The following is a 16083-nucleotide window of genomic DNA, read 5'->3' on the forward strand; positions in this document are numbered from 1 at the left end:
TCGGGGAATATTTGCTTCGTTTCAGCGCATTGCAAAATTTCAGGAATCAGCGTCGAAAAACTGAAATCAGGGCAAAAAAAACCGACGCGCGAGGGCGTCGGTCGTGGCAGGGTAGCGGTCGATTAGATAGCAACCGGCGCTTTAATACCAGGGTGCGGATCGTAACCTTCAATCTCGAAATCATCGAAACGATAGTCGAAGATAGAGTCAGGCTTACGCTTGATGACCAGCTTCGGCAAGGCACGCGGTTCGCGGCTGAGCTGCAGGTGCGTTTGCTCCATGTGGTTGCTGTACAGGTGCGTATCACCGCCGGTCCAGACAAAATCACCGACTTCAAGGTTGCACTGCTGCGCCATCATATGGACCAGCAAAGCATAGCTGGCAATGTTAAACGGCAGGCCGAGGAACACATCGCACGAACGCTGATACAGCTGACAGGAGAGCTTGCCGTCTGCCACATAGAACTGGAAGAACGCATGGCACGGCGCCAGCGCCATCTTATCCAGTTCGCCTACGTTCCACGCAGAAACGATAATACGGCGAGAGTCCGGATCATTCTTCAGCTGGTTAAGCACCGTGGTGATCTGATCAATATGGCGGCCATCTGGCGTTGGCCACGCGCGCCACTGTTTACCATAGACCGGGCCCAGATTGCCGTTTTCATCTGCCCACTCATCCCAGATAGAAACGTTGTTTTCGTGCAGGTAGGCCACGTTAGTGTCGCCCTGCAAAAACCACAGCAGTTCATGAATGATAGAGCGCAAATGGCAGCGTTTAGTGGTAACCAGCGGGAATCCTTCCTGCAGATTAAAACGCATCTGATGACCAAAAATGGAAAGCGTTCCGGTTCCGGTACGGTCGTTTTTCTGCGTGCCTTCATCCAGCACTTTTTGCATCAGTTCTAAATACTGTTTCATGATTCCTCAGGAAGCGTGTTGCTGTGGGCTGCGGCGGTACGCCCAAACCATCATAATGATACCGGCGACAATCATCGGGATAGACAGGATCTGCCCCATGCTGATGTACTGTACCCATTCGCCGGTAAACTGCTGATCCGGCTGGCGGAAAAATTCAACGATGATACGAAACGCGCCGTAGCCAATCAGGAACAGACCGGAGACCGAGCCCATCGGACGCGGTTTACGAATGAACAGGTTAAGAATGATAAACAGCACCACGCCTTCCAACGCCATCTCATAAAGCTGAGACGCGTGACGAGGCAGCGAACCGTAGGTATCGAAAATAGATTGCCACTGCGGGTTGGTTTGCAGCAGTAAGATGTCTTCGGTACGCGAGCCCGGGAACAACATGCTATATGAGAAGTTAGGGTCAACGCGTCCCCACAGTTCGCCGTTGATAAAGTTGCCCAGTCGTCCCGCACCCAGACCAAACGGAATCAAAGGAGCAATGAAGTCAGAGACCTGGAAGAACGAACGCTTGGTGCGTTTGGCGAAGATAATCATCACCAGGATCACACCGATGAGACCACCGTGGAATGACATTCCGCCATCCCAGACGCGGAACAGATACAGCGGATTATCAAGGAACAGAGGGAAGTTGTAGAACAGTACGTAACCGATACGCCCACCGAGGAACACCCCGAGGAAGCCTGCATAGAGTAAGTTTTCAACTTCGTTTTTGGTCCAGCCACTTCCTGGGCGATTAGCGCGGCGCGTCGCCAGCCACATCGCGAAAATAAACCCCACCAAATACATCATGCCGTACCAGTGAAGTGCGACGGGTCCAATTGAGAAAATGACCGGATCGAATTCCGGAAAATGCAGATAGCTACTGGTCATCTGTCACCACAAGTTCTTGTTATTTCGCTGAAGTCAGACAGCAATTGATAAGCGCGCCTGTATGATACAGGCGCTCCGAAGGTGCGAATGATAGCACAAGGGGATCACCACGCATGCCGGGAAGATGTAAAAGATCTGTATAGGTAAGCCAGACACCAACAGGGATGCCAGATGAAACAGTGATGATCAGGCCGACAATTCAGACTTACAGCCCCCCGCGAATCAAACCGCCCATACCGCGGCGTTCCATAAATGCCGCCACCTGATGGCGCACTTCCGTCGCCAGTTGCGCTTCCAGGCTGCGCTGTGCCAGCGTTTGCGCTTCATCAAAATCGATGTGGCGCAGCAGATATTTCACTCGTGCCACAGAACGACCGTTCATTGATAAGTGGCGAAAACCCAGACCGATTAAAATGGTCACACACATTGGGTCACCCGCCATTTCGCCGCACAAGCGTAAATCGATGCCGCTTCTCTCGGCTTCCTGGGCAATCATCGCCAACGCACGTAACATCCCAGGATGCAGGCTGTCATAAATGCTGGCGACCCGCGTATTGTTACGATCGACTGCCAGAATATATTGGGTCAGATCGTTGGTACCCACCGAGATAAAATCGACCCTGTTCGCCAGATGCGGCAGCATAAAGACCATCGACGGGACTTCCAGCATGATGCCGATACGCGGTTTCGGGATCGCGTAGCCGATCATCTCTTCCACTTCGCGCCCGGCGCGCTCAATCAAGCGCCGCGCTTCGTCAACTTCATCAATACTGGTGACCATCGGTAGCAAAATACTCAGGTTGCCGGTTGCCGCGTTGGCACGCAGCATTGCGCGGACCTGGATCAAAAAGATCTCCGGCTGATCGAGCGTAATGCGGATCCCGCGCCAGCCAAGGCACGGATTCTCTTCACTGATGGGCATGTAAGGCAGTTGCTTATCAGCCCCGACGTCCAGCGTACGCAGAGTCACCGGCTTGTCGTTAAACATTTGCAGCATGCCCTGATACTGGGCAACCTGTTCTTCTTCTGACGGAAACCCGCTTTGTAGCATGAACGGAATTTCGGTGCGATACAGCCCGATGCCGTCGATCCGGCTTCCCAGTTTTTGCTCGTGTTCCGGACTCAGCCCGGCGTTGAGCATCACCTTAACGCGCTCGCCGCTTTTCAACTGGGCTGGCTGGTTAACGTCATCTTCTGCCAGGCGACTGAGTTCAATCTCTTCACTGATAAGTCGCTGATATTCCTGAATCAAAACCGGTTCAGGATCAACCAGCAGCTCGCCGCGATAACCGTCCACCACCAGCGTACGGCGGTGGAGTACCGACGGCTGGATGTCGGCCCCCATCACAGTCGGAATACCCAGCGCGCGCACCATAATTGCCGCATGGGAGTTGGCAGCGCCGTCTCTGACCACCACACCAACTAGTCGGTCCTGCGGAAGCTCTGCCAGCGTGGTCGCGGAAAGCTCATCTGCCACCAACACGAAACGTTCCGGCCAGGCATTTGGCCCCTGAATCGAATCGTCAAGATGGAACAGCAGACGCTGGCCGAGCGCACGTAAATCCCCGGCCCGCTCTTTGAGATAGTTATCACTGAGGGCGGCAAACTGTTCAGCGAACTTCTCGATAATCGTTTTAACCGCCCACTCCGCCACCGAACCGTTGTCCACTTCTGCAAACAGCTCGCGGCGCAGACGGGTATCGGAAAGCAGGTGCGAGTAAAGATCGAAGATCGCCGCCGTCTCTTTTTGTGCTCCCGCCGTAAAGCGCTTACTGTAGCGGCGGAATTCATTGGCGGCTTCTTCCAGCGCCTCAGTCAGTCGTTCGCGTTCTAGTACCGGATCCAGGGTTGACGCCTGATACACCTGCTCCATCAGCGGCAGCGTGGCATCCTGCCAGCCTTCGGCAATCGCCACGCCGGGTGCGGCAGGCAACGCACGAATGCGCGTTTGCCGGTATTGACCAAACAACGCGGTGAGCTGCGACTGAGAAAGAATGGCGGCCATTTGCGTGGCGAGCGTCACCAGGAATGACTCTTCGCTTTCATCGTACTGGCGCAGTTCACGCTGCTGGACCACCAGCACACCCAATAGCTGGCGGCGCTGAATGATCGGCACGCCTAAGAAGGCGCGGAATCGCTCTTCTTTTACTGAAGGGATGTATTTGAAGCTGGGGTGTTTTTGCGCATCGGCGAGGTTAATTGGTTCCGCCAGCCTGCCAACCAGGCCAACGATACCTTCATCAAACGCAAGCGCAACGGTGCGACCGCGTGGTTTTTTGAGTCCCCGGGTCGCCATCAGGTAATAACAACGTCGGTCGTGATCGGCCAGATAAACCGAACAGACCTCTGTATCCATCGCAAGACAGATGTCGGTAACCAGAATATTCAGCGCCTCATTAAGACGCGGAGCACTGGCCACCTTTTCGACTATTTCGCGCAGGCGGGTGAGCATAATTTGCGTAGCTTAACCTCTTTTACGTCTGTACGCAGGTGCGCTTTGCGGCTTTGGGGTACTCTCCTGAAGCGCCATCACAACACTTGCGAATTCTTTCATCACCCTGCGATAGACATCGCGTTTAAATGACACTACCTGTCGAACCGGATACCAGTAACTCACCCAACGCCAGCCATCGAACTCGGGCGTGCTGCTGGTTTGCATATTGATCTCAGCATCGCTGCTTACCAATTGCAGAAGGAACCATTTTTGTTTCTGGCCGATACAAACCGGCTTCGTGTCCCAACGCACCAAACGTTTCGGTAACTTGTAACGCAACCAGTTACGAGTAGAAGCCAGGATCCGCACATCTTTACGACTGAGGCCCACTTCTTCAAACAGTTCCCGGTACATCGCCTGCTCTGCTGTCTCTCCCGCGTTTATCCCACCTTGCGGGAATTGCCAGGAGTGCTGACCAAATCGCCGGGCCCACATGACCTGCCCCTGGCGGTTACAAATTACTATTCCTACATTCGGGCGGTAGCCATCGTCATCAATCACCGGACTACCTCAACATAAACCTTATATATAAACGATTGTTTCACACTCCTGAGAGGCGGTAAACCACTGTGTTAAGCACACGAGACTCTAATAACAATTGAATAACTCACAGCAAAGGACTGAGTTATAAACAGAGGTAGGCTGAGTTAGGCGATTTTATTCACCTTTTCTGTGGATATAGTTGTGAAGAAGTACGGAATTACTATGGGAAAACCCGGAACAGTCTGAATATGACCTTTGTCACATATAAAAATTAGTCGTCTATATTCATTGAGTTAAAAGCAAATACTGTCACCCAACACACAGAAATGTGATGTATATCACGCATACGATCCTCGAGCTGATGAAAGATCAACCAGCGTTGGTTTTATCCACAGATTGTGCCAATAAGTTAGGCACAATTTGTGTGAAAATTCGATTTTCGTCGCACGTCAAGGCTGTAAATTGAAACAGTAGTGGGGGTTTTTCACAGTTATCCCATCTTTCTGTGGATAACATGGTGTAAGATCCTGTTCATTGTCAGTGACCAGAATTGGAAAACCTCATCGGTTGTTGCGCAACTCTTGATTATGAAATTTAAAAATCAATATAAATCAGATAATTGAGTAAAGCTTGTGGAAAAAGATAAACTCTGTCCACTCGGTATAAAATCATTGCTCATTTTTTCGCCTAAGGGTTAACTCAATGTCAGAACTCCAGCCACTGCTTTCTCCCCCTGAATCCGAAGCCCTGCTGCTTGCCCAGGCACGGCGGCTTTCGGGCTACACGTTAGGGGAGCTGGCGGCAATGGCGGGGATTGTAACCCCCAACGATTTGAAACGGGACAAAGGCTGGATCGGCGTACTGCTGGAGATCTGGCTCGGCGCCAGCGCGGGCAGCAAGCCGGAGCAGGATTTTGCGGCGCTAGGCGTAGAGCTGAAAACGATCCCTGTGGACAGTCTTGGCAGACCGCTGGAAACCACCTTCGTTTGCGTAGCACCATTAACCGGCAATACCGGCGTAACATGGGAAACCAGCCATGTCCGCCATAAGCTTAAACGTGTGCTGTGGGTGCCGGTGGAAGGGGAGCGCAGCATCCCGTTAGCCCAACGTCGCGTAGGATCCCCGCTGTTATGGAGTCCGAATGAAGAAGAAGACCGGCAATTACGCCTGGACTGGGAAGAATTGATGGACATGATTGTGCTGGGCCACGTCGAACGCATCACCGCCCGCCATGGGGAAGTGTTACAGCTACGCCCAAAAGCCGCCAATGCGAAAGCGCTAACCGAAGCCATTGGCGCGAATGGTGAGCCAATTCTGACCCTGCCACGCGGTTTTTATCTAAAAAAGAACTTCACGCGCGCGCTGCTGGAGCGTCATTTTTTATTCCAGACGTAATAGGCACAGCCCGGCCTTTCGCCCGCCGCGTTACGCGCCTATAATTAGCGCTTCTTTTTTTTGGCAGGACTTTGTTCGATGTTATTTGCATGGATAACCGATCCTAACGCCTGGCTGGCGCTCGGTACGCTGACGCTGCTGGAGATCGTTCTAGGGATCGACAATATTATTTTCCTTTCTTTGGTCGTTGCTAAACTCCCGACCGCACAACGCAGTCATGCCCGACGTATCGGGCTGGCGGCAGCGATGATCATGCGTCTGGCACTACTGGCGTCTATCGCCTGGGTCACGCGTCTGACCAACCCGCTGTTTGAGGTGTTTGGCGAGGCGATCTCAGCGCGTGACCTGATCCTTCTGCTTGGTGGATTGTTCCTGATCTGGAAAGCCAGTAAGGAGATTCATGAGTCTATAGAAGGTGAAGAAGAAGGGCTGAAAACGCGCGTATCCTCGTTCCTCGGGGCAATTGTGCAGATCATGTTGTTAGACATTATCTTCAGCCTGGACTCCGTCATCACCGCAGTAGGCTTGTCCGATCATCTGTTTATCATGATGGCGGCGGTAGTTATTGCCGTCGGCGTGATGATGTTTGCGGCACGCCCGATTGGTGAATTTGTGGATCGCCATCCCTCAGTAAAAATGCTGGCACTCTCTTTCCTGATCCTGGTCGGCTTCACGCTGATTCTGGAAAGTTTCGATGTGCATGTGCCGAAAGGGTACATTTATTTCGCCATGTTCTTCTCTATCGGTGTAGAGACCTTGAACCTGTTGCGCAATAAAAAGAACCCGCTCTGACCCCATCAGTCGCTCTCCTGCAAGGGGAGCGACGACCCACATCACCTTTTCTTCTCACAGATTAAGATTTTACTGCTTTCGCCCGGCATAACTTCGCGTTATTACTAAACTAGTGTCAGACGCAGGCCACGTGAGGATAAATAGATGAAAAAATGGGCAGTTTTAATTTCCGCGGTAGGATTGGCTTTCGCCGTTTCTGGATGCAGCAGTGATTATGTGATGGCGACCAAAGATGGTCGGATGATCCTGACCGACGGTAAACCCGAAATTGATGATGATACCGGTCTGGTGAGCTATCACGACCAGCAAGGCAATGCGATGCAGATTAACCGCGACGACGTATCTCAAATCATTGAGCGTTGATGGTTGAGGTCAGCCACGCTGCTGGCCTTAACAATTTTGCTTCCCTTTTTCCCTTCCCTCAGCCATTTTTATAATCCTTATGTTGTGATTATAAAAAGGAAACGGCTATGCAATATCACCGTATACCCCACAGCTCGCTGGAAGTCAGTACACTGGGGCTGGGCACAATGACGTTTGGTGAACAAAACAGCGAAGCCGACGCACATGCACAGCTTGACTATGCCGTAGCACAAGGCATCAATTTAATCGACGTTGCCGAGATGTATCCGGTCCCGCCACGCCCGGAAACCCAGGGCCTCACGGAAACCTACGTCGGCAACTGGCTCGCTAAACACGGCAGCCGTGAAAAACTGATCGTCGCCTCGAAGGTCAGCGGGCCGTCGCGTAATAATGACAGCGGCATTCGCCCGAATCAGGCGCTGGATCGTAAAAACATTCGCCAGGCACTGAACGACAGCCTCAAACGCCTGCAAACCGATTATCTGGACCTGTATCAGGTTCACTGGCCACAGCGCCCAACCAACTGCTTTGGCAAGCTGGGCTACAGCTGGACAGACTCCGCTCCGGTAGTCACTCTGCTGGAAACGTTGGAAGCGCTAACTGAATTTCAGCGCGCCGGGAAAATTCGCTATATCGGCGTGTCCAACGAAACCGCATTTGGCGTCATGCGCTATTTACACCTGGCGGACAAACACGACCTGCCGCGCATTGTCACTATCCAGAACCCCTACAGCCTGCTGAACCGTAGCTTTGAAGTGGGATTAGCGGAAGTCAGCCAGTACGAAGGCATTGAACTGCTGGCCTACTCGTGCCTGGGCTTTGGCACATTAACCGGTAAGTACCTGAACGGCGCGCAGCCTGCCGGCGCACGCCATACGCTGTTTAGTCGCTTCACGCGCTACAGCGGCGAACAGACGCAAAAAGCCGTCGCCGCCTACGTAGATATCGCCAAACGCCATAACCTGGACCCGGCGCAGATGGCACTGGCCTTTGTGCGTCGCCAGCCGTTTGTCGCCAGCACCCTGCTGGGGGCGACAACTATGGAGCAGCTAAAAACCAATGTCGAAAGTTTGCATCTGACGTTAAGCGAAGAGGTACTGGCAGAGATTGAAGCGGTGCATCAGGTTTATACCTATCCTGCACCGTAACGTGTAGTGCCTGATGGCGCTACGCTTATCAGGCCTACAAAAACAAGCCGTACTGTAGGCCGGATAAGGCAACGCCGCCATCCGGCAACAGCACGTAACAGGCTAATGGCGACGTTGCCAGATCCACAGCGCCGTAATCGCCAGCGCGAACAGCCCGCCAAAGCCAATTCCGATAGCAACTGCCGGAATGCCCACCAGCACCGCCAGCGAGTAAATACCGAGCATCAGCAGCATGGCGCTGTTTTCACCCAGATTTTGCACCGCGATGGCATTACCCGCGCCGACGCTTTTTTTGCCTCGTTCCTGCAACAACGCATTCAGCGGCACAACAAAGAAACCGCCCAGCACACCGATAAGCATTAGCAGCCCATAGGACGGCAACAGCGCATGCTGCAGAGATAAGAACAGTACGCCGACGCCAATCAGGATCCCCGCTGGCATACAGCGAGACACTGTCTCCAGCGTGACCAGCTTCGCCGCAGCACCCGCGCCAACAACAATCCCAATTGCCACCATCGCGTTGAGATAGGTCGGTGTGGCGTTATCGGTAATCCCCAACGCTACCGGCACCCACAGTACCAGCAGAAAACGCAGCGTCACCCCCGCGCCCCAAAACAGGCTGGTTCCCACCAACGAGAAACGCGTTTCACCGTTGCGCCACAACGAAGACGCCGCGCAGAAGAAGCTGCGCGTCATTTTCCCCAGATGCCACGACTGACCAGGACGCGCGGCAGCAAGCTTCGGGATTGACAGGTTAGCCACCACCGCACCCGCATAGGCCAGTGCGCAAACCGAGAGCGCGGCTATCACATGCCAGTCGGCAAGCACACCGCCAGCCACCGAGCCCAGCAGAATAGCAGCGATGGTTGAGGCTTCCATCAGACCGTTAGCTTTCACCAGTTTATCGCCGGTGGTCAGTTCCCCGAGAATGCCATACTTGGCCGGTGAATACGCCGCCGCGCCAACGCCCACTAGCGTGTACCCCAGAAAAGGGTTAACACCGAAGCAAATACTTGCCGCCCCCAGCAGTTTGAGACCGTTGGCGAACATCATCACTCTGCCTTTGGCAAAGCTGTCCGCCACCTGCCCGACAAAAGGGGCGAAAAGAATGTAAGCACCCACAAACACCATTTGCAGGATCGGCTGGCTCCAGTCCGGATAGAATTGCTCTTTCAGCAACGCCAGGGTGGCAAACAGCAGTGCGTTATCGCCAAACGCCGACAGAAACTGCGCGGCGATAACGGACATCATCCCTTTGGACCAGATTGAAGTGTTAGTGTGTACTGACTCACGCATGTTGTTGTTCCGGTTCATCAACCCAGCTTTTCAGCGTTACAAAGTCCGGCTTACCGCTGCCGAGGAGAGGGAATTGCTTCAGGTGGCGAATATCACGCGGCACGGCGAGCTCAGGGATGCCGTGGGCCCGCGCATGCTGCAGCAGTTTTTCACGCGTCAGCTCGCTGTCTGTGGTGAACAACACCAGCGCCTCACCTTTGCTGGCATCACTCTTGATAGCTGTGGCGTGCATTTTGTCAGCAGAGACCGCCAGCGCCAGTTGCTCCACCATTTCCAGCGATACCATCTCACCAGCAATTTTCGCAAAGCGCTTGGCGCGCCCCTGAATCTGCACGAAGCCGTTCTCGTCAAAACGCACAATATCACCGGTGTCATACCAGCCGCGCTCAACCTCGCCCTGTGCATTTTCTGCCGTCGGCACTTCCAGTACACCCGGGTTTTCAACGCGCAAATAGCCGCTCATAATGTTCGGACCTTTCAACTGCAAACGTCCGCCGTCTTCAATGCCTGGAACCGCCAGCAGTCGGGCATCCATACCGGGCAGAATACGCCCTACCGTGCCTGATTTTGCCGCCATCGGCACGTTAATCGACACCACCGGCGCACATTCCGTCACGCCATAACCTTCAAGCACACGCAACCCAAACTTCTCCTGCCACAGTTGCTTTGTGGTGTCCTGCAGCTTTTCAGCTCCCGCTACCACGTAGCGCAGGCGGTGGAAATCATAAGGATGGGCAAAGCGCGCGTAGTTGCCGAGGAACGTCGAGGTGCCAAACAACACGGTGCAGTTTCGGTCATACACCAGCTCCGGCACAATGCGATAATGCAGCGGGCTGGGATAGAGAAAGACTTCGGCACCGGTCAGGAGCGGCGTAAACAGCCCCACCGTCAGGCCAAAAGAGTGGAACAACGGCAGCGCCGACATAAAGCGATCGTCGGCGGTGAAGTCGGCAATGGTTTTAATTTGCTCGACGTTCGCCAGAATGCTTTTGTGGCTGTGCACCACACCTTTCGGATGGCCCTCAGAGCCGGAGGTAAAGAGGATCACCGCAGCTTCTTCAGGCTGCTGCTTCACCTGAGCCAGGTGCGGCATCAGCAGATGAGAGAAAATCCACACTTTATCGTTAAAGGTAACATCGGCTTTTAAATCTTCCAGGTACACCCAGCGCACCTGGGTAAGCTGTTCCGGCAGATGCCAGAGTTTGCCTTTGTCGAGAAACTGGCGGGAGGTAAAAATTGTTTTGATTTCGGAGGCGGTAATGGCGCTGGTCAGCCCTTTTACGCCCGCCGTGTAGTTCATCATGGCCGGAATACGTCGACGGGCAATAGCGCCAAAAATCACAGCCGCGCTAATCCCCGCATTGGGGAGCATCAGACCAATCTTCTCACCTTCTACGCTGTATTTTTCCAGAATACGGGCAACAAACAGCGTTTTAGTCAGCAGTTTGCGATAGCTGTCCGGGGTAAAGTTAACGTCTTCAATGCAGTTTTTTCCTGCACCAAAGCGGTACTTCGCCGCCAGCAGAGACTCATACAACGTTTCACGCGGTCGTACGGCCATGCGCGCTTCCATCATAATCTGGTGCAGCATTTCACCGGCCATCTTGCGGCGATCGCGGGCGCGCGGCGCTTCTGGCATCGGTAACTGCGTAGGCGGCAGGATATGTAGCTGAATGCGCGGGAAGAAACGTCGTTTAACTAAACCTTTCAGGCGGCTAAAGTAGCTCAGCTCAGCGCCCTCAATGCGCACGGGCACCACCGTCGCGCCAGATTTCGCCGCGACAAATCCGGCACCGTCATAGATTTTCATCAATGAGCCGGTGGTCGAAATACGGCCTTCCGGGAAAATAACCACCGGACGTCCCTGCTCAACCAGGCGAACCAGATGCTTAATTGACATCGGTTTAGTGGGGTCTAGCGGCACGAAATCAATCAGCGGGGTGAGCCAGCGCATGTACCATTGCTGGCTGATCGAGGTATAAACCGCAAAGACCGGGCGAATCGGCAAAAACAGCGCCAGCAGCATACCGTCGATAAAAGAGACATGATTGGGAGTGATTAAGACGCGCTCTCCCCGTAGTGCACTGACATCGCCCGTAAGGCGAACGCGGAAAAGCACGCGAAACACATTGCGAAAAAACCCTAATAGCATTTCAACTCCCTGTACCATCAATTATCTAAAGATGAATGGTGGCAGATTATACGAGTTGTGGGGGAGGCGCGACAGGTAAATGGAGTCCGAAAAAAGAGGCGAAAAAAAACCTGCGCATCCGCGCAGGTTGGTGCAAGAGACAGGTACGAAATGCGTACCGAATAATCTCACCAATCAATACCTCTGGGATCTTGATTGTGGTCGCCACCGGGCCGATACGCCAGTCCGAAAACGCAAAGGAATGAACCCAAGTGCAACCAGTTGTGTAAATTATCGCTTACTGTTACAGATGCGCGTAAAGGCAAAAAAAAACCTGCGCATCTGCGCAGGTTGGTGTAAATCTTGTGATCAACCCGAAAGCTGATTTCACCTATCAATACCTCTGGGATCCCAACTCTAGCAATCCTGTCTTTCTCCTCGCCAGCGAACAATCGCAACAGGTCATCGCAAAGTGTAAGCAAAGATTTTCATTCTCTCTTTCTGTCTTACTTCGCTCGTGTGCGCTCACATTTGCGCAGTCCTGATGGGCAATCTGCTTGAACAACCAGCCATTTTCCGTAACACTGACGGAATGTAAGCGTTTACCCACAACAGGTACTATCATGGCGACTATAAAGGACGTAGCCCAACTCGCTGGTGTATCAGTCGCCACCGTTTCTCGCGTGATCAATCATTCCCCTAAAGCCAGCGAAGCCTCCCGCCTGGCTGTGATGAGTGCAATGGAATCACTCAACTACCACCCTAATGCCAATGCGCGTGCGCTGGCACAGCAATCCACCGAGACCGTCGGTCTGGTGGTGGGTGATGTGTCCGATCCATTCTTCGGGGCAATGGTTAAAGCTGTCGAGCAGGTGGCCTATAACACGGGTAATTTTTTACTGATTGGTAACGGCTACCATAACGAGCAGAAAGAACGTCAGGCGATTGAGCAACTTATTCGCCACCGCTGCGCGGCTCTGGTGGTTCACGCAAAAATTATCCCGGACGCGGAGCTGGCGTCATTAATGAAACAAATCCCCGGCATGGTGCTTATCAATCGCATCCTGCCTGGCTTCGAACAGCGCTGCGTTGCGCTTGATGACCGTTACGGCGCATGGCTGGCAACCCGCCACCTCATCCAGCAGGGCCATACGCGCATCGGCTACCTGTGCTCTAACCACAGTATTTCTGATGCAGAAGATCGTCTGCAGGGCTATTACGATGCGCTGGCAGAAAGCAACATCCCGATCAACGATCGGCTGGTGACCTTCGGTGAACCGGACGAAAGCGGCGGCGAACAGGCGATGACGGAACTGCTGGGACGTGGCAAGAACTTCACCGCTGTCGCCTGCTATAACGACTCAATGGCGGCAGGTGCTATGGGTGTATTAAATGATAATGGCATCGATGTACCGGGAGAAATATCACTGATCGGTTTTGATGATGTGCTGGTTTCCCGCTACGTGCGTCCACGGCTGACGACGGTACGCTACCCAATAGTAACGATGGCAACCCAGGCCGCCGAACTGGCGCTGGCGTTGGCCGACAACCTTCCGGCACCGGAAATAACGCATGTATTCAACCCTACGCTGGTCCGTCGACATTCCGTTTCGACGCTGACAGAATCAGGGAATTCTTCGTCAAAGGATTAATCAGGATAGCGTCATGACAACGATGTTGGATGTTTCTCGTCATGCTGGCGTATCAAAAGCGACCGTTTCGCGTGTGCTGAACGGAACGGGTCAAGTCAAAGAAAGCACGCGCCAGAAAGTCTTTAATGCCATGCAGGCCTTAGACTACCGCCCTAATTTTTTGGCGCGTTCGCTGGCAAATCGCACCAGTAACAGCATTGGCCTGGTGGTTTCCACATTCGATGGCTTCTATTTTGGCCGTCTGCTGCAACAGGCTTCACGCCAAACCGAATCCCACGGCAAACAGCTGATCGTGACCGACGGCCACGATACGCCGGAGCGCGAACAGGAAGCGGTACAAATGCTGGCCGACCGCCAGTGCGACGCCATTATTCTTTATACCCGCTATATGAGCGAAAAAGCGATTATGTCGCTGATGCATAGCATTGATATGCCGCTGCTGGTCATTAACCGCGATGTCAGCCAGGCCCGCGACCGGGCAATTTTCTTTGAACAAGAAAATGCGGCGTATCAAGCGGTAAGTTACCTGATTTCACAAGGCCATAGCGATATCGCCTGTATCACCGTCCCGCACCATACCCCGACCGGTAAGTCACGCCTGATGGGTTATCGTAAGGCGCTGGAAAAGCACGGTATTCCCTGGGATCCTGCGAAAGTTAAATACGGTGATTCTACGATGATGAAAGGCTTCGAGGCCTGCCGTGAATTGCTGGAGGAAGGGGTGATTTTCAGCGCCCTCTTTGCCTGTAACGATGATATGGCATTAGGTGCCTCAAAAGCATTACATCAGGCCGGGCTGAAGATCCCGCAGGATGTATCGCTGTTTGGTTTTGATGATGCCCCCAGCGCCAAATGGCTGGAGCCGGGGCTGTCGACCGTCTATCTGCCGATTGATAGCATGATCACCACGGCCATCGACCAGGCCGTCCGCCTGGCGAACGGTGAGAACGTTGAACCTATCCCGCCATTTACCGGCACGCTGGTATTGCGGGATTCGGTGACAACCGGGCCGTTTTACGAATAGTGCCGGGATACATTCGTGCATATTTGTAGGCCTGATAAGCGTAGCGCCATCAGGCATCACCGCGCACATTGCCGGATGGCGGCTACCGCCTTATCCGGCCTACACCCGGCCAAGCGCAGCGCCGCCGGGAATCCCATCTCTCAAATAAGTTCCAGCGCTAACAGCTCATCAATGGTCTGGCGACGACGAATCAGTCGCGCCACGCCGTTATCAAACAGCACTTCCGGTAGCAGCGGTCGGCTGTTGTAATTCGACGACATCGACGCGCCGTACGCCCCGGTATCGTGTAGCACCAGATAATCGCCCGGTACAACCGCTGGCAGCAGACGCGTTTCGACTTTGCCGCCCTCCTGCTGGGTAAATACATCACCGGATTCACATAGCGGCCCGGCAACCACTGTGTCAATCTGCGCGGCCTGCTCTAACGAACGACCATCACCCGCCAGCGCTGAGATGTGGTGATAACTACCGTACATCGCCGGGCGCATCAGATCGTTAAAACCGGCGTCGATCAATACAAAGTGGCGGCTACCCATCTCTTTAACGCTGCGTACTTGCGCCACCAGCACACCCGCTTCGGCCACCAGAAAACGCCCAGGCTCGATCTCAAGTTTCACCGGATGCCCCAGATGTTTAGCAATTTGCTCACGCGCGGCGTTCCACAGACCAAAGTAGTGATCGGTATTGATCGCCTCTTCCCCTTCACGATACGGGATCGATAAGCCACCACCCGCCGAGATCGCGTCAAGATCCTGACCAAACTCCACCACTTGACGCACCATTGCGCCGCACACTTGCTCCAGATGACCGTAATCCACGCCAGAACCGATATGCATATGAATGCCGACCAGCTTCAACTGATAGCGCTGGATCACTTCCAGTGCCGCCGGAAGATTGCTATACCAGATCCCGTGCTTGCTATTTTCACCGCCGGTATTGGTTTTCTGGCTGTGCCCATGACCAAAACCAGGGTTAACACGCAGCCACACGCGGTGGCCCGGCGACAGCTGGCCCAGTTGCTCAAGCATATCCACCGAACCGGCATTCACCGGGATCTGCAGCTCGTGCACCCGCGCCAGCGTCGCACCATCAATCATATCTGCGGTAAAGACAATCTCATCGTTACCCGGCACGAACCCCGCCGCCAGCGCACGTTCAATCTCGCCTAATGAGACGGAATCCACCTTCACGCCCTGCTCGCGCATCAGGCGCAGGATATGAATATTTGAGCACGCCTTCTGGGCAAATCGCACCACGTCAAACTGGCCGAGTTTAGCAATCTGCGCGCGGATGATTTGCGCATCATAAACCCACACCGGACAGCCAAATTCGGCGGGCAGGCGCAGCAGGTTATCAGCGGTCAGGTCAGTATCGGTATTGTTGAGTGGGCGTGGCATAGCAAACTCCGGTATCTGTTTTTTATGATTACGCCACAGCCTGAAGACAATAAAAAATATCGTTTTATCGTGAGTCTATGCAAAAATGATATGGACTAGTTGATTCGAG

Annotated in this window: 13 protein-coding genes; 6 read left to right on the top strand and 7 right to left on the bottom strand. The window is 53.7% G+C overall.

All coding sequences use genetic code 11. From position 1 onward, the window contains the following. Positions 1-122 precede the first annotated feature (122 nt). The 4 genes from thyA to rppH all read right to left on the bottom strand — a co-directional run bounded on the left by thyA (position 123) and on the right by rppH (position 4794). Complete coding sequence (gene thyA, locus M2374_RS07925) at positions 123-917, bottom strand: thymidylate synthase (protein WP_096755850.1); 795 nt, start codon at positions 915-917, stop codon at positions 123-125. 6 nt (positions 918-923) lie between these two features. Continuing rightward, complete coding sequence (lgt, locus tag M2374_RS07930) at positions 924-1799, bottom strand: prolipoprotein diacylglyceryl transferase (protein WP_115257571.1); 876 nt, start codon at positions 1797-1799, stop codon at positions 924-926. Between the two features lie 205 nt (positions 1800-2004). Further along, entirely contained in the window at positions 2005-4251 is a 2247-nt protein-coding gene (gene ptsP, locus M2374_RS07935) for a phosphoenolpyruvate--protein phosphotransferase (RefSeq protein ID WP_115257570.1), read from the bottom strand. 12 nt (positions 4252-4263) lie between these two features. Continuing rightward, positions 4264-4794 carry an RNA pyrophosphohydrolase gene (gene rppH, locus M2374_RS07940; RefSeq protein ID WP_003825602.1) on the bottom strand — a complete coding sequence of 177 codons (531 nt, stop codon included), beginning with the start codon at positions 4792-4794 and terminating at the stop codon, positions 4264-4266. 684 nt (positions 4795-5478) lie between these two features. Here rppH and mutH point away from each other — a divergent pair. The 4 genes from mutH (at position 5479) to M2374_RS07960 (ending at position 8474) form a co-directional block, all read left to right on the top strand. Beyond that, a complete protein-coding gene (mutH, locus tag M2374_RS07945) occupies positions 5479-6171 on the top strand; it encodes a DNA mismatch repair endonuclease MutH (RefSeq protein WP_135911462.1) in 693 nt (230 codons plus the stop codon). A 78-nt stretch (positions 6172-6249) separates the two neighbouring features. Then, the gene (locus tag M2374_RS07950) at positions 6250-6963 is read left to right on the top strand and encodes a TerC family protein (protein ID WP_096755846.1); all 714 of its coding nucleotides are present in this window, start codon (positions 6250-6252) and stop codon (positions 6961-6963) included. Between the two features lie 144 nt (positions 6964-7107). After that, on the top strand, positions 7108-7326 hold the full coding sequence (ygdR, locus tag M2374_RS07955; RefSeq protein WP_000758660.1) for a lipoprotein YgdR: 219 nt from the start codon (positions 7108-7110) through the stop codon (positions 7324-7326). A gap of 107 nt (positions 7327-7433) precedes the next feature. Then, positions 7434-8474, top strand: a complete 1041-nt coding sequence (locus M2374_RS07960; RefSeq protein ID WP_096755845.1) for an NADP(H)-dependent aldo-keto reductase — start codon at positions 7434-7436, stop codon at positions 8472-8474. Between the two features lie 102 nt (positions 8475-8576). Here the strand turns inward: M2374_RS07960 and lplT are convergent, their stop codons facing one another. Continuing rightward, positions 8577-9770 carry a lysophospholipid transporter LplT gene (gene lplT / locus M2374_RS07965; RefSeq protein WP_096755844.1) on the bottom strand — a complete coding sequence of 398 codons (1194 nt, stop codon included), beginning with the start codon at positions 9768-9770 and terminating at the stop codon, positions 8577-8579. Next, complete coding sequence (gene aas, locus M2374_RS07970) at positions 9763-11922, bottom strand: bifunctional acyl-ACP--phospholipid O-acyltransferase/long-chain-fatty-acid--ACP ligase (protein ID WP_181688781.1); 2160 nt, start codon at positions 11920-11922, stop codon at positions 9763-9765. The genes lplT and aas overlap by 8 nt, the downstream gene beginning before the upstream one ends. Before the next feature lie 602 nt (positions 11923-12524). Here aas and galR point away from each other — a divergent pair. Further along, on the top strand, positions 12525-13553 hold the full coding sequence (gene galR, locus M2374_RS07975; protein WP_117343818.1) for an HTH-type transcriptional regulator GalR: 1029 nt from the start codon (positions 12525-12527) through the stop codon (positions 13551-13553). 13 nt (positions 13554-13566) lie between these two features. Continuing rightward, positions 13567-14577: a LacI family DNA-binding transcriptional regulator gene (locus tag M2374_RS07980; RefSeq protein ID WP_117343817.1), complete on the top strand. Its 1011-nt coding sequence runs from the start codon at positions 13567-13569 to the stop codon at positions 14575-14577. Positions 14578-14717: 140 nt separating this feature from the next. Here the strand turns inward: M2374_RS07980 and lysA are convergent, their stop codons facing one another. Further along, the gene (gene lysA / locus M2374_RS07985) at positions 14718-15974 is read right to left on the bottom strand and encodes a diaminopimelate decarboxylase (RefSeq protein WP_181688780.1); all 1257 of its coding nucleotides are present in this window, start codon (positions 15972-15974) and stop codon (positions 14718-14720) included. Positions 15975-16083 lie beyond the last annotated feature (109 nt).

It is taken from the genome of Citrobacter sp. JUb117, from assembly GCF_024809055.1.
Taxonomy (GTDB): domain Bacteria; phylum Pseudomonadota; class Gammaproteobacteria; order Enterobacterales; family Enterobacteriaceae; genus Citrobacter; species Citrobacter gillenii.